General features: G+C 70.4%; 18 protein-coding genes. 12 read left to right on the top strand and 6 right to left on the bottom strand.

The genetic code is table 11. The features are described from left to right. Positions 1–105 precede the first annotated feature (105 nt). From M8A51_RS10435 to M8A51_RS10380, 12 genes are all read left to right on the top strand, one after another. The gene (locus M8A51_RS10435; RefSeq protein ID WP_251778154.1) at positions 106–1,692 is read left to right on the top strand and encodes a 6-hydroxynicotinate reductase; all 1,587 of its coding nucleotides are present in this window, start codon (positions 106–108) and stop codon (positions 1,690–1,692) included. A gap of 27 nt (positions 1,693–1,719) precedes the next feature. Then, complete coding sequence (locus M8A51_RS10430; RefSeq protein WP_251778153.1) at positions 1,720–2,655, top strand: UPF0280 family protein; 936 nt, start codon at positions 1,720–1,722, stop codon at positions 2,653–2,655. A gap of 116 nt (positions 2,656–2,771) precedes the next feature. Then, complete coding sequence (locus M8A51_RS10425; RefSeq protein ID WP_251778152.1) at positions 2,772–3,413, top strand: amino acid synthesis family protein; 642 nt, start codon at positions 2,772–2,774, stop codon at positions 3,411–3,413. A 43-nt stretch (positions 3,414–3,456) separates the two neighbouring features. After that, complete coding sequence (locus M8A51_RS10420) at positions 3,457–4,041, top strand: amino acid synthesis family protein (RefSeq protein WP_251778151.1); 585 nt, start codon at positions 3,457–3,459, stop codon at positions 4,039–4,041. A 67-nt stretch (positions 4,042–4,108) separates the two neighbouring features. Continuing rightward, the gene (locus M8A51_RS10415; RefSeq protein WP_251778150.1) at positions 4,109–5,314 is read left to right on the top strand and encodes an ABC transporter substrate-binding protein; all 1,206 of its coding nucleotides are present in this window, start codon (positions 4,109–4,111) and stop codon (positions 5,312–5,314) included. Positions 5,315–5,427: 113 nt separating this feature from the next. After that, positions 5,428–7,326 (top strand): ABC transporter permease, encoded by a 1,899-nt coding sequence (locus M8A51_RS10410; RefSeq protein WP_251778149.1) that lies wholly within the window; start codon positions 5,428–5,430, stop codon positions 7,324–7,326. After that, complete coding sequence (locus M8A51_RS10405; protein ID WP_251778148.1) at positions 7,323–8,117, top strand: ABC transporter ATP-binding protein; 795 nt, start codon at positions 7,323–7,325, stop codon at positions 8,115–8,117. Before M8A51_RS10410 ends, M8A51_RS10405 begins: the two co-directional genes overlap by 4 nt. A 2-nt stretch (positions 8,118–8,119) precedes the next feature. Next, positions 8,120–8,869, top strand: coding sequence for an ABC transporter ATP-binding protein (locus M8A51_RS10400; RefSeq protein ID WP_251778448.1), 750 nt, complete (start codon positions 8,120–8,122; stop codon positions 8,867–8,869). Between the two features lie 85 nt (positions 8,870–8,954). Continuing rightward, the gene (locus M8A51_RS10395; protein ID WP_251778147.1) at positions 8,955–10,109 is read left to right on the top strand and encodes an ABC transporter substrate-binding protein; all 1,155 of its coding nucleotides are present in this window, start codon (positions 8,955–8,957) and stop codon (positions 10,107–10,109) included. Positions 10,110–10,131: 22 nt separating this feature from the next. Continuing rightward, positions 10,132–10,635, top strand: coding sequence for a (2Fe-2S)-binding protein (locus tag M8A51_RS10390; RefSeq protein WP_251778146.1), 504 nt, complete (start codon positions 10,132–10,134; stop codon positions 10,633–10,635). Further along, positions 10,632–14,297, top strand: coding sequence for a molybdopterin cofactor-binding domain-containing protein (locus M8A51_RS10385; protein WP_251778145.1), 3,666 nt, complete (start codon positions 10,632–10,634; stop codon positions 14,295–14,297). Before M8A51_RS10390 ends, M8A51_RS10385 begins: the two co-directional genes overlap by 4 nt. A 30-nt stretch (positions 14,298–14,327) precedes the next feature. Beyond that, positions 14,328–14,474, top strand: a complete 147-nt coding sequence (locus M8A51_RS10380) for a hypothetical protein (protein ID WP_251778144.1) — start codon at positions 14,328–14,330, stop codon at positions 14,472–14,474. Here M8A51_RS10380 and M8A51_RS10375 read toward each other — a convergent pair. The 6 genes from M8A51_RS10375 to M8A51_RS10350 form a co-directional block, all read right to left on the bottom strand. Beyond that, positions 14,441–15,916 (bottom strand): xylulokinase, encoded by a 1,476-nt coding sequence (locus tag M8A51_RS10375; protein WP_251778143.1) that lies wholly within the window; start codon positions 15,914–15,916, stop codon positions 14,441–14,443. The two genes, M8A51_RS10380 and M8A51_RS10375, sit on opposite strands and share 34 nt — an antisense overlap. Further along, the gene (locus tag M8A51_RS10370; RefSeq protein WP_251778142.1) at positions 15,916–16,842 is read right to left on the bottom strand and encodes a carbohydrate kinase family protein; all 927 of its coding nucleotides are present in this window, start codon (positions 16,840–16,842) and stop codon (positions 15,916–15,918) included. Before M8A51_RS10370 ends, M8A51_RS10375 begins: the two co-directional genes overlap by 1 nt. Positions 16,843–16,883: 41 nt before the next feature. After that, entirely contained in the window at positions 16,884–17,822 is a 939-nt protein-coding gene (locus tag M8A51_RS10365; protein ID WP_251778141.1) for an ABC transporter substrate-binding protein, read from the bottom strand. 85 nt (positions 17,823–17,907) lie between these two features. Beyond that, positions 17,908–18,909, bottom strand: coding sequence for an ABC transporter permease subunit (locus M8A51_RS10360; RefSeq protein WP_407062221.1), 1,002 nt, complete (start codon positions 18,907–18,909; stop codon positions 17,908–17,910). Between the two features lie 44 nt (positions 18,910–18,953). After that, a complete protein-coding gene (locus M8A51_RS10355) occupies positions 18,954–20,516 on the bottom strand; it encodes a sugar ABC transporter ATP-binding protein (RefSeq protein ID WP_251778139.1) in 1,563 nt (520 codons plus the stop codon). Further along, the gene (locus tag M8A51_RS10350; protein ID WP_251778138.1) at positions 20,509–21,750 is read right to left on the bottom strand and encodes an ROK family transcriptional regulator; all 1,242 of its coding nucleotides are present in this window, start codon (positions 21,748–21,750) and stop codon (positions 20,509–20,511) included. The genes M8A51_RS10355 and M8A51_RS10350 overlap by 8 nt, the downstream gene beginning before the upstream one ends. Positions 21,751–21,899 lie beyond the last annotated feature (149 nt).

Below are 21,899 nucleotides of genomic sequence, written 5' to 3'. Positions count from 1 at the left end.
TTGATTAAGTGAATACTACATAAACGAAGCTGCTCCGGCAATGACCCGCAACTGGCACGGAATCCGCTAGTACCGCCCCACAGGTACCAGGAAAGTCGACCCGCGATGACTGAGCACACCAAGACCGATGGCCTGCCCGAGATGGACCTGATGCCCCAGGTGCTCGAGCGTGCAAAGCCGCGCAACGAGCGCATGGCGACCAACAAGATCGAGTGCAACGCCTGCCCGGTGCTGTGCCAGATCACCGAAGGACGCAGCGGCGCCTGCGACCGCTACGCCAACGAAGGCGGTGTGCTGGTGCGCGTGGACCCGGTGGTGATGCTGCGCCGCACTTTCGACGCCGGCGAGGTGCGGCTGGTGCCGTTCGCGGCGCGGCAGGCGGACACCCCGGAGGCAGCGCCGCCCGCGCAGGCCATGCCCGGCGAGGTGTTCGTCACCGGCGTGGGCTCGTCGACCACCTACCCCGACTACAAGCCCGCGCCGTTCATCGTCTCGTCGCAGGCCGAGGGCGTCGACATGGTGACCGTGGTCACCGAAGGCATCTTCAGCTACTGCAGCTTCAAGGTGAAGATCGACACCGACCGCTGGCTCGGCCCCGAGCAGGCCAACATCCGCTGCAAGGGCGAGGTGGTCGGCCACGTGACCACCGCCGAGTACGGCTCGCAGATGCTGTCGATCGGCGGGGTGCACCACCTCACCGGCGGCAGCAAGAAAGAGGGCCGCGTCGCCGTCGAGATGATGCAGCAGCTCGGCAACAAGCAGGCCGTGGAAATCAGCATCGACGGCGGCGCCCAGCTGGTCGTGCAGGCCGGCCGCGCGCCCATCGTCAACGGCGTCGAGGAGCAGCGCATGCGCGTCGGCTGCGGCTCGGCCACGATCGGCATCTTCGCCAAGCAGTGGTTCGGACAGGCCGACGAGGTGGTGGTGGTCGACGACCACATCACCGGCGTGCTGACCGAGCACCAGGCAGGCCGCTGTCTGGACATCCGCCCTTCGGGTCTGAAGATCCGCGGCCGCAAGTCCACGCCGGGCCGCTACTTCCAGGTCGCCAACCCCGGCATCGGATGGGGCGGCACCGACATCTCCGACCCGCTGTCCATCATCGAAGGCTGGGACGAATCCTTGGCCTGGCCCGGCCTGCGGCTGCTGATGGTGTCGACCACCGGCGAACACGCGGCCTGGTATGTGCTCGACGAGCACCTGCAACCGCAACCGCAGGAAATGCCCGCCGCCGTGCGGGCGGTGGTCGACCGCATCGGCGAGAACTGCGAGCCTTCGTTGACCAGCGTGCTGTTCCTGGCCGGCGCCGGCGGCAGCCTGCGGGCCGGCGCGACCGAGAACCCGGTGCTGCTGACCCGCGCGATCAAGCGCTCGCTCGTCAACGTGACCTGCGGCGGTGCGCCGGCCTATGTGTGGCCGGGCGGCGGCATCACCGTGATGACGGACGTGTCGCGCATGCCGGACAACAGCTTCGGCACGGTGCCCACGCCGGCCATCGTCGCGCCGATCGAATTCACGATGCAGCTGCAGCACTATCGCGCCCTCGGCGGCCACCTCGAGCACGTACGCTCGCTCGACGAGGTGCTGCGCAGCGGCGCCTGGCACAACGAGGGCGCGCCGAAGTCGCTGCAGTGGGGCCAACCCGAGCCGGGCAACGGCTGGCCGCTGGGCCAGGCCCCGATGCTCGGTTGACCGTGGTATGAACACGCTCTGACCGTCATGCAAGCCGCCCGCCACTCCCTGCCCGGTGCACGCTGGCACTTCCAGCATGGCCCGATCGACCTCGTCATCGGAGCCGGGGGAGACCCGCGCGTGGTGGCGGACTGTCACGAGCAGGCCTGGCAGCGGTTCGGCAGCGTGTTGCCCGAACTGGTGGCCGAACTGCCGGCGCTGCGCGAGCCGGTCGACCCCTACGCACCCTTCGAACCGCGGCTGCGCGGCCCGGTGGCGCGTCGCATGTGGCAGGCCTGTCACCCACACCGCCGCACCTTCGTGACGCCGATGGCCGCGGTGGCGGGTGCGGTGAGCGACGACATGGTGCGCTGCTACGCACGGCCCGGGATCACGCGGGCCTGGATCAACAACGGGGGCGACATCGCCTTGCACCTGAGCCCGGGTGCCTCGGTCAACGTCGGCCTGGTGAGCGAGCCTGCGCGCGCCGACGCCGGACAGCGCCTGGCCACCGACGGCCGCTTCGTGGTGCCGCACGAGCTGCCGGTGCGCGGCGTCGCGACCAGCGGCTGGCGCGGGCGCAGCTTCTCGCTCGGCATCGCCGACAGCGTGACGGTGCTCGCGCGCACCGCAGCCGAAGCCGACGTGGCTGCCACGCTGATCGGCAACGCGGTCGACGTGGACGACCCGCGCATCGTCCGCCGCCCGGCCTGCGAGCTGAAGGACGATAGCGACCTGGGCGTGTTGCTGGTCACCGTGGCGGTGCCTGTGCTCGCTGCCTCGACGGTGCACCGTGCACTGGCGGCCGGCCGCACCGCGGCGCAGCAGATGTGCCGGCAGGGGCTGGCCCACAGCGCGGTGCTGGTGTGCCAGGGGCAGGTGGTGACGGTCGGCGCCGAAGGCGTACGCTGGGCCGAGGTGGCGCGGCTGCCTCACGCACGCGCCAGCGCCGAGGCCGAGAGAACTGGTTCAGTAATTGCTTAACGAAACCGCATGAAGCCGCTTCGCCCCGCCTCCTTGCCCGCCGCGCCGGCCCCGGTGCACGGCGCGCCCGCTGCGTGGGCAGGACGGGGCGACGCCTCATGCCCCCTGGAGCACAGATGATTGAGATCCGGCGCGTCTACACGCATGTCGAAGACATCCATCACGAGTTCGGCCCCACCGCCCCGACGCCGCTGCGGCGCGGCGCCATTGCCGCCGTGCTGCGCAACCCGTTCGCGGGCCGCTACGAGCCCGAGATCCTGCCGATGATGGACGCGCTGCAGCCCGTCGGGGTGCAGATGGCGCACCGCCTGTGCACCGCGATGGGCGTGCCGCCCGAGCGGATCGAGGGTTACGGCAAGGGCGCCATCGTCGGCGAAGCGGGCGAACTGGAACACGGCGCGTTGTGGCATGTGCCCGGCGGCTATGCCATGCGCGAGCTGCTCGGCTGGAAAGGCGACCGCAGTGCCTACGCGCAAGGTCGCGCCGACGGCGTGAAGGGGCAGCCGGCGAACGCGCTGGCCATCGTGCCGTCGACCAAGAAGGTCGGCGGCCCCGGTGCCACGCTCGACGTGCCGCTCACGCACATCAACGCCTGCTACGTGCGCAGCCACTTCGACGCGATCGAGGTGCGGGTGCCCGGTGCGCCGCGTGCCGACGAGGTCGCCTTCATCCTCGTGATGAGCACCGGGCCACGCGTCCATGCGCGCGTCGGCGGTCTGCGTGCAGCCGACATCGCGCAATGGGACGGCCTGCGCTGAACGCGCCGCTCCCCGACAAGACTCAACGATCCAGGAGACCTCCATGCCAGCCAAGATCCGCAAGCTGATCGTCCAGGTGGACGAGACCCTCGTCGAGATGGACCAGCCCGTCACGCCCCCGGTGCGCAAGGCGCTGGCGATCGCGGTGATCGACAACCCGTGCGCGGGGCGCTACGTCGAGCAGCTCGACGAGCTGGTCGCCATCGGCGAAGAGATGGGCGCGCTGCTGGGCGACAAGTGCGTGCAGGCGCTGGGCATCGCACCGGGGCAGGCGCACAGCTACGGCAAGGCGGCCATCGTCGGCGAAGCGGGCGAGCTGGAACACGCCGCCGCCATCCTGCACCCGAAGCTGGGCGCACCGTTGCGCCGCGCTGTCGAGAAAGGTGCGGCGCTGGTGCCGTCGGCCAAGAAGCGCGGCGGCATGGGCTGCGCGATCGACGTGCCGCTGGGCCACAAGGATGCCGCCTACGTGCGCAGCCACTTCGACGCGATGGAGGCCCGCGTCAGCGACGCGCCACGCGCGAACGAGATCGTCGTGGCGGTGGTCGTCACCGACGGCGGCCGCCCCCTGCCCCGCATCGGCGGCCTGCAGGTCGGCGAGATCCAGGGCCAGGACGGCCTGCGCTGACGCACCGCACACCTTGAATTTGTCCCCGCCCCCCGTTCCCGTCGCTCATACAGAAGGAGAGCTGCTCATGACCACAAGACGCCATCTCGTTGCCCTCGCCGCTGCCGTGGCGAGCGGCGCCCTCGGTTCGGCCGCCTGGGCCCAGGACGTCATCAAGATCGGGGAAATCAACAGCTACAAGGCGCAGCCCGCCTTCCTCGAGCCCTACCGCAAGGGCATGGAACTGGCCGTCGACGAGATCAACCAGGCCGGCGGGCTGAACGGCAAGAAGGTCGAGCTGGTGATCCGCGACGACAACGCCAACCCGGGCGACGCGGTGCGGGTCGCCGAGGAACTGGTCTCGCGCGAGCGCGTCGACGTGCTGGCCGGCTCCTTCCTGTCGCACGTCGGGCTGGCCCTGACCGACTTCGCAAAGCAGAAGAAGTTCTTCTTCCTCGCCGGCGAGCCGCTGACCGACAAGATCGTCTGGGACAACGGCAACCGCTACACCTTCCGCCTGCGCCCGTCGACCTACATGCAGGTGGCGATGCTGGCCCCCGAGGCGGCAGCGCTGAAGAAGAAGCGCTGGGCCCTGGTGTACCCCAACTACGAGTACGGCCAGTCCGCCGTGGCCACCTTCAAGAAGCTGATGAAGCAGGCCCAGCCCGATGTCGAGTTCGTCACCGAGCAGGCCACGCCGCTGGGCAAGGTCGACGCCGGCAGCGTGGTACAGGCGCTGGCCGACGCCAAGCCCGACGCGATCTTCAACGTGCTGTTCGGCGCCGACCTGTCGCGCTTCGTGCGCGAAGGCAACACCCGCGGCCTGTTCCAGGGCCGCGAGGTGGTCAGCCTGCTCACCGGCGAACCCGAGTACATGGACCCGCTGAAGGACGAGGCGCCGAACGGCTGGATCGTCACCGGCTACCCGTGGTACGGCATCCAGACGGCCGAGCACAGGGCCTTCGAAGCGGCCTACCGCGCCAAGTTCAAGGACTACCCGCGGCTCGGCTCGGTGGTGGGCTACAGCACCATCAAGTCGCTCGGTGAAGGCATCCGCAAGGCGGGCTCGACCGACACCGAGAAGCTGATCGCCGCCTTCCGCGGCTTGTCGGTCAGCACGCCGTTCGGGCCGATCACCTACCGGGCCGAAGACCACCAGTCGACGATGGGCGGCTACGTCGGCCGCACCAAGAACGACGGCGGCAAGGGGGTGATGGTCGATTACCGCTACCTGGACGGTGCGCGCTACCTGCCCCCGGCCGCCGAGGCGAAGAAGCTGCGACCTGCCGAGTGACAGCCCCACCCGGCGCGGCGCACCGGGTGCCTGTTTTGCGAACCTACTGCTTGCGAGAGTGATGGCATGAGAGTGTCCCCGTCCCCCCGACGCACGCCGCCCGAGGTGGCCGCATGAGCTTGTCCGGCTTCATCGTCCAGCTGCTCAACGGGCTGGCGGGCGCCTCGTCGCTGTTTCTCGTCGCGGCAGGCCTGTCGCTGATCTTCGGCGTCACCCGCATCGTCAACTTCGCCCACGGCTCGTTCTACATGGTGGGCATCTACGTCGCCTACTCGCTGGTGGAGCGGCTCGGCACCGGCCTGGGCTTCTGGCCTGCGCTGCTGCTGGCGGCCGTCGCGGTGGGGGTGCTCGGCGCCGTCGTCGAAATGACGCTGTTGCGGCGCATCTACCGTGCACCCGAACTGTTCCAGCTGCTGGCCACCTTTGCGCTGGTGCTGGTGCTGCGCGACGCGGTACTGTGGCTGTGGGGCCCCGAGGAGCTGCTCGGGCCGCGCGCGCCGGGGCTGTCGGGTTCGGTCGGCATCCTCGGCCGCCAGTTCCCCTCGTACGACCTGTTCCTGATCGTCGTGGGCCCGTTGGTGCTCGGCTTGCTGTGGCTGCTGCTCAACCGCACGCGCTGGGGCACGCTGGTGCGCGCGGCCACGCAGGACCGCGAGATGGTCAGCGCGCTCGGCGTCAACCAGGCCTGGCTGTTCACCGCGGTGTTCGCGCTCGGTGCCCTGCTGGCCGGGCTGGGCGGCGCGCTGCAACTGCCGCGCGAGCCGGCCAACCTGGAAATGGACTTGCACACCATCGGCGCGGCCTTCGTGGTGGTGGTGGTGGGCGGCATGGGCTCCATCCCGGGCGCCTATGTCGCGGCCTTGCTGATCGCCGAGCTCAAGGCCATCTGCATCTGGCTGGGGCTGGTCGACGTGTTCGGCGTCAGCATCAGCTTTTCCAAGCTCACGCTGGTGGTCGAGTTTCTCGTCATGGCGGCCGTGCTGGTGGTGCGCCCGTGGGGCCTGATGGGCCGGCCTCAGGGCGCCAGCCGCCACGGCGGCGCCGCGGAGGCGCCGCTGCGGCCGCCCGGGCGGCTGTTCGTGCTCGGCGGCATCGGCCTGGTGCTGGCACTCGTCGCGTTGCCGCCGATGACCAGCGACTCCCCGTACATGGCCGTGCTGGTCATCGACCTGATGGTGGCCGCGCTGTTCGCCGCCAGCCTGCACTTCATCATGGGCCCCGCCGGCATGCACTCGTTCGGCCATGCGGCCTATTTCGGCCTTGGTGCCTACGCGGCGGCGCTGCTGGTGCGTGCCGCCGGGTTGCCGATGGAGGCGGCACTGGTGGCCGCCCCCGTGGCTGCGGCGCTCGGAGCGTTGGTGTTCGGCTGGTTCGCGGTGCGCCTGTCGGGTGTGTATCTGGCGATGCTGACGCTGGCCTTCGCCCAGATCACCTGGGCCGTGGTCTACCAGTGGGACGCCTTCACCGGCGGCAGCAACGGGCTGACCGGCGTGTGGCCGGCCGAGTGGCTGTCGCCGAAGCAGGCGTACTACTACCTCACGCTGGCGCTGGTGGTGGCCGGCGTGCTGGGCCTGCGCCGCATGCTGTTCTCGCCGTTCGGCTACGCGATGCGCGCGGGCCGCGACTCGCCGCTGCGCTCGGACGCCATCGGCATCGACGTCAAGCGCGTGCAGTGGGTGGCCTTTGTCGTCGCCGGGGCCTTCGCCGGCCTGGCTGGCGCCTTGTTCGCGTTCTCGAAGGGCAGCATCTCGCCTGAGGCGATTGCCGTCGGCAAGTCGGTCGACGGCCTGGTGATGGTGCTGCTGGGTGGCCTGCAGACGCTGGCCGGGCCGGTGGTGGGCGCGGTCACCTTCACCTGGCTGCACGACACGGTGGCGCGCGCCACCGACTACTGGCGTGCCATGCTGGGCGCGATCATCCTGCTGCTGGTGCTGCTGTTCCCGCAAGGCATCGCCGGCTTCTTCCGCCAGCTTTTCGAGCGCCGTCGCCACGCTGCAGGAGCAGACGCATGAGCCTGCTGACAGTCAACGGTCTGGGCAAGTCCTTCGGCGGCGTCAGGGCCGTCGACGGCATCAGCTTCGACGTCGCGGCCGGCGAGCTGCTGGCGCTGATCGGTCCCAACGGTGCCGGCAAGTCGACCACCTTCAACATGGTCAACGGCCAGATCCGGCCGGACACCGGCTCGATCGCGCTGGCCGGCCGTGAGCTCGCCGGCCTGAAGCCTCGCCAGATCTGGCAGCTGGGTGTGGGCCGCACCTTCCAGATTGCCGAGACCTTCTCGTCGCTGACGGTGGTCGAGAACGTGCAGATGGCGCTGATCTCGCACGACCGCCGCTTGTTCTCGATGTGGCGCCGCGCCGCCGACCACCGGCGCGCCGAAGCGTTGGCCCTGCTGGAACAGGTGGGCATGGCGGCGCAGGCCGACCGCCCGTGCAGCGTGCTGGCGTACGGCGACGTCAAGCGGGTGGAGCTCGCCATCGCGATGGCCAACCAGCCCAAGCTGCTGCTGATGGACGAGCCCACCGCCGGCATGGCCCCCAAAGAGCGCAACGAGCTGATGGCACTGACCAAGCGACTGGTGGTCGAGCGCGGCATGGCGGTGCTGTTCACCGAGCACAGCATGGACGTCGTATTCGCCTACGCTGACCGCATGATCGTGCTGGCGCGCGGCCGGCTGATCGCCGAGGGCCGGCCTGCCGAGATCCGCGACCACCCCAAGGTGCAGGAGGTCTACTTCGGCAGCGGCAAGACCTTCGAGAAAAAGGCCCCGCTACAGAACCCGTCCACGAGGGAGGTGGCATGACGATGGCTCACACCGCCAACACGCCGGCCGAGATGCTGCTCGAGGTGCAGGGCCTGTCGGCCTGGTACGGCGCCGCGCAGATCCTGTTCGGCGTCGACCTGCAGGTGCGGCGCGGCGAGGTGGTCGCGCTGATGGGCCGCAACGGCGCCGGCAAGTCGACCACGCTGAAGACCGTCATGGGCATGGTGAGCCGGCGCCGCGGCCGGGTCGCCTTCCTCGGGCAGGACGTCTCGCGCAGCGAGCCGCACGCGATTGCGACACAGGGGCTGGGTTTCGTGCCGGAAGACCGCCGCATCTTCACCGACCTCACGGTGATGGAGAACCTCGAGGTGGGGCGCCAGCCGCCGCGCCACTGGGCTGACGGCAGCGCCGCGCCGGTGTGGACGCCGCAGGCGCTGTTCGAGCTGTTCCCCAACCTCGGCGAGATGCCCACCCGCCCGGGCGGGCGCATGAGCGGCGGCGAGCAGCAGATGCTCACGGTGGCCCGCACGCTGATGGGCAACCCCTACCTGGTGCTGCTCGACGAGCCTTCGGAAGGCGTCGCGCCGGTGATCGTCGAGCAGATGGCGCACATGATCCTGGCGCTGAAGGCGCAAGGGGTCAGCATCCTGCTGTCCGAGCAGAACATGCACTTCGCCGAGCTGGTGTCCGATCGCGCCTACGTGCTTGAAAAGGGCGAGATCCGCTACACCGGCTCGATGGCCGAACTGGCCGCCGACGACGACGTGCGGCGAGCCTACCTGAGCGTCTGAGAGGCATCTTGTGCACCGGCCCCGGCGGACGCAGGGTGCCGGTCATCCGGGGCCGATGCGCCCCATTCTTTCGAGGGAGAAACGGATGTTCGACACGCTACGCGCCTGCCTGCGCACTCTGGCCCTGTTGTGCGTCACCGGCTTGTCGGTGCCGGGGCTGCACGCCGAAACCGGCGTCAGCGACACCCGCATCGTCATCGGACAGTCGGCGGTGTTCAGCGGGCCGGCACGCGACTTCGGCGTCGACTACCGGGCCGGCATCCAGCTCTACCTGCAGCGCACCAACAAGCAGGGCGGCGTGTTCGGCCGGCGCATCGAGCTGGTGTCGCACGACGATGCCTACGAGCCCAAGCGCACCGCCGACAACACCGTGACGCTGATCGAGCAGGACCGGGTCTTCGCGCTGATCGGCTACGTGGCGACCGGCAACCTGATCGCGTCGCTGCCGATCGCCGAGAAGGCCGGCGTACCGATGTTCGCGCCCATGGTGGGCACCACGTCGTTTCGCACCACGCACAACCGCTACCTGTTCCACGTGCGCGCCAGCTACGAGAGCGAGCTGCGCAAGATCATCGGCCACCTGGCCACGCTGGGCATCCACCGCATCGCGGCGGTCTACCAGGACAGCGCGTTCGGCAAGTCCAACCTCGACACCGCGTTGAAGATCGCCGCCGGGCTGAACGTGCAGGTGGTCGAGTCGGTGCCGCTGGCGATTGCCGCCACCGATGCGCAGCCGCAGGTCGCGGCACTCAACAAGGCCCGACCGGGTGCCGTGCTGATGATCATGGCCGGCCGCATGGTGGAGGTTTTCATCCGCGACTACCGCGCGACCGGTGCGGCGGCGCCGCTCTACACCATCTCGGTCGGCATCACCGACGCGCCGGGCTCGGCCAGCCGCCTGCAAGGCGGGCTCCAGGGCGTGGTGACCGCCAGCATCGTGCCGCCGCCGACATTGACGCGCTATGCGATCGTGGCCGAGTACCAGCGCGACCGCGCCGAGTTCGGCGAGAAGATCGACAGCTACAACGCGCTGGAAGGCTACATCGTCGCACGCGTGTTCGTCGAAGGGCTGCGGCGTGCGGGGCGCGACCTCACGCGCCAGGGTTTCATCCAGGCCATGGAACGCATCGGGACGTTCAACATCGGGGACTTCCCGGTCACCTACGGCCCGGGCAACCACAACGGCTCGCACTACGTCGACCTCGAGATGTACCTGGCCGACGGCCGCCTGGTTCGCTGAATTCGTTCGTCCTGTCTGTCCCATGTCCCGTACGCCCCCGCCGAGCTGCTCATTGCAAGTCAACGGCCGCCTGCAACTGCTGGCGGTACCGCCCGATGCACCGCTGCTGAACGTGCTGCGCAACGACTGCGGCCTGGCCGCACCGAAATACGGCTGCGGCCTGGGCCAGTGCGGCGCCTGCACGGTGCTGGTCGACGGTGTCGCGGCGCGCTCCTGCGTGATCCCCGCCGGTGGCATGGCCGGCCGTGAGATCACCACGCTGGAAGGTCTCGCGCGCGACGGCGTGCTGCACCCGGTGCAGCAGGCCTTCATCGACGAGCAGGCCGCGCAGTGCGGCTACTGCCTCAACGGGATGATCATGACGACGGTGGCGCTGCTGCGTGAGAACGGGCACCCGTCCGAGGACGACGTGCGGCGCGCGCTGTCGGGCAACCTGTGCCGCTGCGGCACGCACCTGGAGATCATCCGCGCCGTGCTGCGGGCCGCCGAACGGCTGCGCGGCGAGCCGCCGGAGTGCACCGCATGACAGCGCCCACCGCTGCGCAACGCATCGCCTCGCTACGGACGCGCGCCGACTTCCTGTCCGCCAGCGGCGTGCTGCTCGTCACGCGTGACCCGCCCCCTGCGCCGCCGCCTACCCCGGGCCAGCCGGCCGCGGTACCGGGCAACCCTGCCGAAGGCGTCGAGATCCTGCTGTCGGTGTGGGACGACGGCGATGTGATCGCGCTGCACGGGCACGTCGACCTCGGCACCGGCATCCGCACCGCGCTGGCACAGATCGTCGCTGAGGAACTCGACGTGGCACTGGCCCGCGTGCACATGGTGCTCGGCGACACCGCGCGTGCGCCGAACCAGGGCGCGACCATCGCCAGCGCCTCGATCCAGATTCACGCCGTGCCGCTGCGCCAGGCAGCTGCGCAGGCGCGCTCGTTCCTGTTGCGGCAGGCGGCGCAAGCGCTGCAGGCCGAGCCGTCGGCGCTGGCCGTGGACGATGGTTTCGTGCACGTGGTCGGCGAGCCGCAACGCGGCGTGCGCTACGACGAACTGCTGAGGGGCCGGCACGTGCAGCTGCAGCTCGACCCGGGCGTGGCGGTCAAGCGCGTCGAGGACTACCGCATCGTCGGCACGCCGGCCGCGCGGGTCGACATTCCGGCCAAGGCCGCCGGCGAACCGGCCTTCGTGCACGACATGCGGGTGCCCGGCATGCTGCATGGCCGCGTGGTGCGGCCGCCGTATGCCGGTGCCGACCACGGCGAGTTCATCGGCAACACGCTGGAGGCCGTCGACGAGCAGTCGATCGCCCACATCCCCGGCATCCGGGCGGTGGTTGTGATCCGCGACTTCGTCGGCGTGGTGGCCGAACGCGAAGAGCACGCCGAGCAGGCGGCGCGCGAACTGCAAGTGCGCTGGAAAGACTGGCCCGGGCTGCCGCGCACCGACGACATCGAGCAGGCGCTGCGCGCCCACCCGTCGAGCCGCCGGGTGCTGGTCGACGAGGGCGACGTGGACGCGGCCAGCGCAGGCGCTGCGCAACGCCTGACGCGCACCTACCTGTGGCCCTACCAGATGCATGCGTCGATCGGCCCGTCGTGCGCGCTGGCCGACTGGCGCGGCGACCGCCTGACGGTGTGGGCCGGCACGCAGAACCCGCACGTGCTGCGGCTCGACCTGTCGCGACTGACCGGCCTGCCCGACGTCGCGGTCGAGGTGGTGCGCATGGAAGCCGCCGGGTGCTACGGCCGCAACGGCGCCGACGACGTGGCCGCCGACGCGGCGCTGCTGTCGCGCGCGGTCGGTGCCCCGGTGCGCGTGCAACTCACGCGCGAGCAGGAGCACCAGTGGGAACCGAAAGGCGCCGCGCAATGGATGCAGGTCGACGGCGGGCTCGCAGCGGATGGTTCGGTCGCCTATGACTTTGCCACCTCCTACCCGTCCAACGGCGCGCCGACGCTCGCACTGCTGCTCACGCGCACGATCGAGCCGGCTGCACAGGCCTACGAGATGGGCGACCGCACCGCCCGCCCACCCTACGACTACCCGCACCTGCGTGTCGCGATCAACGACATGGCGCCCATCCTGCGGGCGTCGTGGTTGCGCGGCGTCTCGGCACTGCCCAATTCGTTCGCGCACGAGTCCTACGTCGACGAGCTCGCCACCGCGGCCGGCGAAGACCCGGTGGCGTTCCGGCTGCGCCACTTGAAAGACCCGCGCGCGCACGAGCTGCTCGACGCCACCGCGAAGCGCGCCGGGTGGATCCCGCACACGCAACCGCAACAGCAGGGCGCCACCGGCGACATGCTGCATGGCCAGGGTGTCGCCTATGCCCGTTACGTGCACAGCAAGTGGCCGGGTTTCGGGGCATCGTGGGCAGCTTGGGTGGCCGACGTCGACGTCAACCGCGACACCGGCGAGGTGCACGTCAAGCGCGTGGTGGTCGGGCACGACGCCGGGCTGATGATCAACCCCGCCGGCGTGCAGCACCAGATCCACGGCAACGTGCTGCAGACCACCAGCCGGGCGCTGAAGGAGCAGGTACGCACCGAGCCCGGCACGCATGTGGTGGCCAACCGCGAATGGGGCAGCTACCCGATCCTGAGCTTCCGTGAAGTGCCGGTCGTCGAGGTGATGATGATGCCGCGCCCGGACCAGCCGCCGCTGGGGGCCGGCGAGTCGTCGTCGGTGCCCGGCACCGCGGCGATCGCCAACGCGATCTTCGACGCCACCGGCGTGCGCTTCCGGCAGCCGCCGTTCACGCCCGAGGTGGTGCGTGCGGCGCTGAACCCCTTGCCGGCACCCCCGCCAGGCCAACCGGCTGCGCCGGCCCCTGCACCGGCAACACGCGAAGCGCCGCACGATGCCCCGTGGCCGCGGCGCAAGCGCTGGTGGGCGGCGGCCGGCGCGCTGGCAGCCGGCACGCTGAGCGTGGGCGCCGCGATGCTCGGCTGGCGCCCGGCCATCGCGCCGGTCAGCCGGCCGGACGCCTCGATCTACACGGCCGCCACCATCGAACGCGGGCGCCAGCTCGCCGCCGCCGGCGATTGCGTGGTCTGCCACACCGCGCCGGGCGGCACGCCCAACGCCGGGGGCCGCGCGATGCCGACGCCGTTCGGCACGGTCTACACGACCAACCTGACGCCGGACCCGGACACCGGCATCGGCCGCTGGTCCTTCAACGCCTTCCAGCGGGCGATGCGCGAAGGCGTGTCCCGCGATGGGCGCCACCTCTACCCGGCCTTTCCCTACACCGCCTTCACGCGCATCACCGACGACGACCTGATGGCGTTGTACGCCTACCTGATGGCCCAGCCGGCGGTGCGGCACGAGGCGCCTGAAACGCGGCTGGCCTTCCCGTTCAGCCTGCGCCCGCTGATGTCGCTGTGGAATGCGCTGTACCTGCAGCCCGGGCCGGTCGCAGCCGAGCCGGCTCGCTCGGCGCAGTGGAACCGCGGCGCCTACCTCGTCAACGGCGTGGGGCACTGTGCCGCCTGCCACACCCCGCGCAACGGGGCCGGCGCCGTGCAGAGCGGCCGTGCCTTCCTGGGCGGCGCCATGGTCGAAGGCTGGGAAGCGCCCTCGCTCACCGCGTTGGGCGCAGCGCCGGTGCCCTGGACCGAGACCGACCTGTTCGAGTACCTGCGCCACGGCCACTCGGCACGCCATGGCATCGCGGCCGGCCCGATGGCACCGGTGGTGCGTGAACTGGCCACGTTGCCGGAGAGCGACGTGCGTGCGATGGCGCACTACCTGGCGTCGTTCCAGCCCTCGGCCGCCGACCCTGCACAGGCTCAAAGCCAGGCGCAGGCCGCTGCCGAAGCGGCCCTGGCACGCAGCCTTGAGCAAGCGCAGCAGCTGCGCGGCCCGGCCCAGCGCATGTTCGAAATGGCCTGCGCCGCCTGTCACCATGACGGCGACGGCCCGCGCCTGCTCGGCGTGAACGTGCCGCTCGCGCTGAATACCAACCTGCACAGCGACCGCCCCGACAACCTGATCCAGGCCATCCTGCACGGCGTGCGCGAGCCGGCCTCGCGCGACATCGGCTTCATGCCCGCGTTCAAGGACGCGCTGAGCGATCGCCAGATCGGCGAGCTGGCCGCCTACATGCGGCAACGCTACGCACCCGACCGGCCGGCGTGGAACGACCTGGAACACGCCGTGGCTCGCGTGCGTGCGGCGGGTGCCGGACACTGAGCCGTCAAAGGCGACGGTAGGATGGCGGGCATGAAACTGTCTTACGTGTTCGCCCTCCTCCTCGCCACCAACGTCATGGCCGTCGTGGTCGGCAGCAGGGGCACCAAGGCCGCGCTCGCGGCGGTCAGCGCCATCGGCGCGCTCTACGGGCTGGGCCGCACCACCGGCATGCTGTAGGCACTCAGGTCGATGGCCGTCGCCGCCGGCGGCAGCAACGCCTTGCAGTGCGCGATGAAGCGCTGGTATTCGCCGGCATGCAGGTCCTCGCCCGGCACGGGCAGGACGTGCGCGCCCGTGCGGTGCACCGGCGGCAGCCGCATGCCGATCGCCTCGGCGGCCATCAGCGCCGCGCCGTAGGCGGAGGCCGCCTCCACCGCCGTCGGCCGCAGTTCGCAGCACAGCACGTCGGCCAGCATCTGCCGCCAGGCCGGGTGCCGGGTGCCGCCGCCCGCGAGATGCAGGTGCCGGATCTGCGAGCGCTGCGGATCGAGCGCCTCGAGCCCGGCGCGCAGCGAAAACGCCACGCCGCGCAACGCGGCATGCAGCATCGCCGGGCGAGCGTCGCTGCGCGCCAGGCCCACCCAGGCGCCGCAGGCGCCCGGGCTCATCCATGGCGTGCGCTCGCCGCTGAGGTAGGGCAAGAACATCGCCTGCGACGGTGGCCGCGCGGCATCGAACGCCTGCTCGTAGAACGTCTCCCAGGTGAGCCCGAACAGGCCGCGCACCCACTCGAGTGCCGTGCCGGCGTTCTGCATCGCGGCGATCGCATACCAGCCCGGCAGCCCGTCGCCCTGCACCGCGCAGTAGGCATTCAGCACGTCGGAGCGCGGCGGGCAGGCGCCGCGCATCACGACGATCTGTGCGCCGCTGCCCACCGTGAGCTGGGCCTCGCCGTCCTGCAGCAAACTGGAGCCATAGGCGGCTGCCGCCGTGTCGGCCGCGCCGACGGCCACCGGCACGCCTTCGGGCAGCCCGAGTTCAAGCGCGGCAGACCGCAGCAACCGGCCGGCAACGGTGCGCGAAGGCCGCACCGGCGGCAACAGGTGCAAGGGCAGGCCCAACGCCGTGACCAGCGCCTCGTCCCACCGGCCGTCGGGCGTGGACAGCAAGGTGCCGCTGGCATCGCTCGGGTCGGTCTGGGCCGTGCCGACCAGGTGCATGCGCAGCCAGTCCTTCGGCAGCAGCGCCCACCGCGCACGCTGGAAGGCCGCCGGCTCGTGCCGCTGCAGCCACAGCAGCAACGGCCCCGCCATGCCGGGCGTCACGGGGTTGGCCAGGCGCGTGCGCAGCATCTCGCCATAGCGGGCCGCCTCGTGCACCGCGCGCTGGTCGGGCCACAACAGCGCCGGATGCAGCGCGCGCCCCTGCTCGTCGGCCAGCACCACGCCGTGCATCTGACCTGACAGGCCCACGCCACGCACGGCCCGGCGCAACTCGGCGGGCAGTTGCCGCGTGCAACGGCCCACGGCGTCCCACCAGCGCAGCGCTTCGGTCTGGGCCCAGCCGGCAGCCGGGGCATCGAGTTCGTAGGAGGCCGACGACCCAGCCTCGATGCGGCCGTCTTCGGCCACGAGCAGGGCCTTGGCCGAGCCGGTGCCGAGATCGAGACCGAGGAACATCAGGCCAGCTCGGCGCGGCGCGGCAGGTCGGCGCCGCGACGCGAGCAGGTGATCGCTGCCGCTCGGCCGGCGAACCGCAAGGCCGCCTCCAGTTGCGGCGCGCTGAGTGCGGCCAACGCGTCGGCCGCCAGCAGGCCGTGCTCATCGAGCCAGGTCAGCAAGGCCGCCTGGAAGGTGTCGCCGGCGCCGACCGTGTCGATCACCTTCACCGTCTCGGCCGCCGCACCGGCGTGGGACTGCCGCGTCCACGCCCGGCTGCCGTCGCCGCCGCGGGTGACGACGACGAGGCGCACGCCCTGCTCCAGCCAGCTTTTCACCACCGCATCGTGCGAGCGACCGGGATACAGCAGCGACAGGTCTTCGTCGCTGATCTTCAGCAGATGGGCCGAGGCCGACATCTCGTCCACCACGGCTTGCCAGCGCTCGATGCGCGGCTCGACATTGAGCCGCACGTTCGGATCGTAGGCGATGAGCCGGCGCTGGCGCTCGCGTGCCGCCAGCGAGCGCAAGGCGGTGCCCACCGGCTCCACCACCACCGCGTAGGAGCCGAACTGCAGCAGCGTCACCGCCGCCGGCAATTCGGGCAGCGACTCGATGGACAGGCTGCGGTCCGCCGCGCCCTGCCCATGGAACGCGTACCGCGGCACGCCTTGCGCGTCGAGCCCGACGACGCTGAGCGTGGTCGGCGCACTGCTGCGCACCACCAGCGACGCGTCGATGGCCTCGTCGGCCAGCGACTGCATCAGCCGCTCGCCGAATGCGTCGGTCGACACGCCGCCGAGGAAGGCGACCTGACGGCCCAAGCGCGACAACCCGAGCGCCACGTTGTAGGGCGAGCCGCCGATGCGCGCATCGAGCACCAGCCCGGTCGGCGTGCGCTCGCCGGTGTAGACATCCATCAGGGCTTCGCCACAGACGACGAACATGGGGACTCTCCTGCTGTTCCGACCGATCGAGGACGCCCGCTTCAGCGCGGCGACGACCAGCCCTGGTAGCCGGCGACGTTGGCGCGCGTGATCAGCTTGGACGGCATCAGCACCATCGGGTCGGCCGGCTTGTTGCCGTTGAGGATGCCCAGCCCGATCTCGACCGCCTTCTGCGCCATCGCCCACGGGTCCTGGCTGGCCGACGCCTGCACCTGGGTGTCGCCCTTGAGCGCGGCCTCGATGTCGGGCGCGCCGTCGACCGAGGTGATGACGATGTTCTTGCGGTTGAGCTGCCGCGCAGCCAGGTCGGTGCCGATGGCCTGCGGGTCGTTGATCGTGAACACGGCGTCGATCTTGGGGAAACGCGTCAGGTGCCCCTGCATCACGTTCATGCCGCCTTCGCGCGAGCCCTTGGCGTCCTGGTCGGACGACAGGACCTTGAGGCCGGGATGCTTGCCGAGCACGGCCTTGCAGCCGTTCACGCGGTCGATCACCGCCGACACCTGCGGGCCGTTCTGGATGATGACGTTGCCCTGGCCCTTCAGCTTCTCGGCGATGTAGCCGCAGGCCAGCTCGCCGGCCTGCACGTTGTTGGTCTGCACCGTCGCGTCGGCACCGGCGGCCGCCACGTCGACGGCGACGACCACGATGCCGGCCTTTCTGGCGCGCATCACGGCCGGCTCGATCGCCTTCGGGTCCGAGGCGTTCAGCAGGATCATGTCGACACCCGACGAGATGAAGCTGTCGATCTGCGAGAACTGCTTGTTCAGGTCGTAGTCGGCCGACAGCGCGGTGACCTTGACGTTCGGGTTCAGCTGCTTGGCCTTGGCTTCGGCGCCCTGGGCCAGCGTCACGAAGAACGGGTTGCCGAGCGAGCCGAGCGTGATGCCGATGCTCTTGATCTGCTTTTGCTGGGCCTGCGTGGCCGGGGCGCACAAGGCGGCGGCGATCGCGGCCGCGACGAACAGCTTCTTGCTCATGGAGGATCTCCTGTCATGGTCGGGTAGGAAGGGCGCGGCAGCCGACCTCGCCGCACGCGCCTCGGAAACGAAGAGCGAAGCGCCCTCAGGTGCGCGCCGAGCCCTTGCGGCGATAGCGGTCGAGTGCGACGGCGCCGATGATCACCAGGCCCTTGACGATGTACTGCCAGATGTCGGAGACGCCCAGCAGGATCAGCCCGTTGGACAGCACCGCGATGATCAGCGCACCGATCAGCGTGCCGACGATGGAGCCGACCCCGCCGACGAAGCTGGTGCCGCCGAGGATGACCGCGGCGATCGCGTCGAGTTCGTATGACTGGCCCAGCTGCAGGCCGTTGGCCGCATACAGCCGCGAGGCCGACATCACGCCGCCCAGGCCGGCCAGCAGCCCCGACATCGCATAGGCGAACAGCAGCACCGCCCACACCTTGATGCCGGACAGCCGCGCCGCTTCGGGGTTGCCGCCGACCGCGTAGATGTTCAAGCCCAGCACCGTGCGGCGCAGGATGAACCACGACAGGGCGATCACCGCGAAGGCGATGATCACCAGCCATGGCACGCCGAGCACCTCGCCGTTGCCGATGAAGGCGAACGGCAGTTGCGGGTTGAACACCGTGGTGTCGTTGCCGATCAGCCGCGCGATGCCTCGCACCGCCGTCAGCGAGCCCAGCGTCACGATGAAGGGCGGCAGGCCGACAAAGGCGATCAGTGCGCCATTGAGCAGGCCGAACAACAGCCCGCAGGCGAGCGCCGCGGCAATGCCCAGCATGCCGAACTCCGGCATCTGCGAGACCAGCATCGCGACCACGGCCGACGCCGCCAGGATGGAGCCCACCGACAGGTCGATGCCCGCGGTGAGGATCACGAACGTCATGCCGGCCGCCAGCACGATGTTGATCGAGGCCTGCTGCGCGACGATGGACAGGTTCTGCAGGCTGGCGAAGTTTTCGGTCAGCAGCCCGAAGCCGATGCACAGCAGCATCAACACCGGCAGCATGCCGAGCGTGCGCATCAGCTCCTGGCCCTGCGCCTTGCGGGCGGCCCAGCCGCCGGTGGGCTGGGCGGTCGTGCCCGAGATGTTGGGCATCGTCATCGCGGTCTCCTTCATGGTTGTCCTCCGGGGCGGCCGGCTCAGGCGAGCACGGCGTCGGGTTGTCGGGATGCGGCGGTGTCGGCGTCCTGCGCCGCGCCGGTGGCGAGCGCGACGATGGCTTCCTGCGTGATCGGCCGGCCGGTCGCGCCGCCCACCTCGCCGGCAAGGCGGCCCTCGCGCATCACCAGCACACGGTCGCAGATGCCCACCACCTCGGGCAGTTCGCTGGAGATCACGAGCACCGCCACGCCGCGCCGCGCCAGCTCGTCGATCAGGCGGTAGATCTCGGACTTCGCGCCGATGTCGACGCCGCGCGTCGGTTCGTCGAGGATCAGCACACGCGGCTCCACTTCGAGCAGGCGCGCCAGCAGCACCTTCTGCTGGTTGCCGCCGGACAGCGACCCGACGTTGGCACGCGGCGAGGCCACGCGAATGCCGAGCCGGCCGATCGATTCGCGGGTGCGCCGCGCCGCCTGCGCGCGGTCGAGCACGCCGCCGGCACGCGCGTCGCGCGGGCTCACCATCACGTTCACGTTGTCGTGCACGCTCAGGTCGAGGAACAGGCCCTGCCCCTTGCGGTCTTCGGTCAGGTAGACGATGCCGGCGCGGATCGCATGCAGCGGCTGGCCGATGTCGACCACCTTGCCGTCGAGCCGCACCTCGCCGCCGGCGTGCGCGTCGGCACCGAAGATCAGCCGCGCCAGCTCGGTGCGCCCGGCGCCGACCAGGCCGGCCAGGCCCAGCACCTCGCCCGCATGCAGCTCGAAGCTGCACCCTCGCACGCGCCGGCCGTCGGCCATGTCGCGCACCGACAGCACCACCGGCCCGCGGTCGCCGCCCTGGTGTTGCTTGCGGTAGAAGCCGGACAGGTCGCGCCCCACCATCATCTTGACGAGCGCCTCCTGCGACAGCTCGTCGCGCGTCAGCGTGCCGACGTAGCAGCCGTCGCGCAGCACGGTCACGCGGTCGGCCAGCTCGTCGATCTCGGCCATGCGGTGGCTGATGTAGATGATGGCCAGGCCGTCCGCGCGCAACTGGCGGATCAGCGCGAACAGGCGGTCGGTCTCGTGGCTCGACAGCGGCGTGGTCGGCTCGTCCATCACCAGGATGCGCGCATCGAAATGCACCGCGCGGGCGATCTCGACCAACTGGCGCTGCGCGATCGACAGCACGCCGACGCGCGTGGCCGGGCCGAAATCGGCGCCCAGGCGCTGCAGCACGCCCTCGCAGGCGCGCACCATCGCGGCACGGTCGATCACGCCGCGGGCCGTCAGGGGCCGGCCCAGGTAGATGTTCTCGGCCACGCTCAGGTTGGGCGCCAGGCACAGTTCCTGGTAGATGACGGCCACGCCGTACTGTTTGGCCGCAATCGGGCCGTCGATCACGGCCAGCCGGCCGTCGATCAGCACCTGGGCGCCGGGGTCGGCGGTGTAGGCGCCGGACAGGATCTTCATCAACGTGGACTTGCCGGCGCCGTTCTCGCCCATCAGCGCATGCACTTCGCCGGCATGCACGCGCAACTGCACGTTCTGCAAGGCCTTCACGCCGGGGAAGGTCTTGGAGACGTTGCGCAACTCGAGCAAGGCAGTGGTCTCAGACATGGGCGGCCTCCGAAGCGCGGGGGAAATGACCGCGCAGCACGTCGGCGCGCGGCGAGAAGTTGAAGAACATCGGCAGGCTGGCCGCGCCCAGGGCACCGGCGTCGGCACCGAAGCTGCCGCGCAGCAGCCTCGGCGCGCCGCGCGACTCGGGCGCAATGGCGCGCAGCCCTTCGTCGAGACGCTGCATCAGTTCGACCACCAGGCCGCCGTCAATGTCGGCGTCGATCACGCACACCGGCACGTCGAGCACCGCGATCGCGGCCCGCACGGCCGGCACCAGCGCATCCACGCAATCGTCCAGCCATTCGCGCACCGCCGGGTCGCCGCGCTCGAAGCAGGTCTCCAGGTCGGTACGTCCGTTCACGCGCACGCCGTTGTGGCGCAGGTGCCGGCTCAGCGCATTGAGCGACGCCCGCGACAGCAGGATGTCCCAGGGCTTGGCCGTGCGCGGCGCCGACGCGAGCTTGCTCGGCGGCACCGGGATCATCGCGACGTCGGCCGCGTTGCCGGTGGTGCCGCGCAAGCCCTCGCCATTGAGGACGATGCCGCCGCCGATCGCCGGGCCGAGGAACAGATAGAGAAAGTCGCTGGTGTCGCGGCCGACGCCGAAGAACAGCTCGGCGATGCCGGCCGCGTTGCCGTCGTTCTCCTTGAACACCGGCTGCTGCACCGCCTGCGCGAGCAGGCTGCCGAAGTCGACCTCGTCCCAGACGCGGAAATCGGCCTGCAGGTCGAGTTCGCGCAGCCAGCTGCCCAGGTTGTACGGCTGCGCCAGGCCGATGCCGGTGAGGCGCTGCCGCTCGGCGTCGTTCAGCACTGCAAGCACCGAGGCGACATCGCGTCGCACGATCTCCAGGGCCTTCTGCGGATGCGGCAGCAGCAGGTCATGCGCCTGCCTGGCCAGGATCTTGCCGCTCAGGTCGACCAGCACCGTCTCGATGCTGGTGCGGTCCAGCCGCACGCCGATGCCGAAGGCGCCCTTGGGATTGAGCCGGTACAGGCTGGCCGGCTGGCCGCGGCCACCGTCCTGCCGGCGGCCGAAGCTCTCGATCAGCCCCGCCTCTTCCAGCGTCTGCACGATGCTGCCGACCGCCGTGTTCGTCAGCTGCGCCCAGCGCGCCAGGTCGGCCTTGGAGCCCTCGCCTTCGCGCCGCAGCCGCTGCAACAGCGTGCGCTCGTTGTACTGGCGCAAGTTGACGGAGTTGGTGCCTCGGCCGAGGCGGGTGGTGGTCACGGGCATCCGTATTAATTAATTCAAGTTGAATTAATTTTAGGAAGCGGTACGGTGCTGTCTTTGAGGGATAACCCGAGGTCGGGCCACCCGCACGGTAACGGTTTGTGGAAACCCGCCGGCAGCGGGCAGCACGAACGGGTACAACACCG

This window comes from Caldimonas mangrovi (assembly GCF_023721835.1).
Taxonomy (GTDB): domain Bacteria; phylum Pseudomonadota; class Gammaproteobacteria; order Burkholderiales; family Burkholderiaceae_C; genus Caldimonas; species Caldimonas mangrovi.
This window is presented reverse-complemented; position numbering and strand designations above follow the sequence as displayed.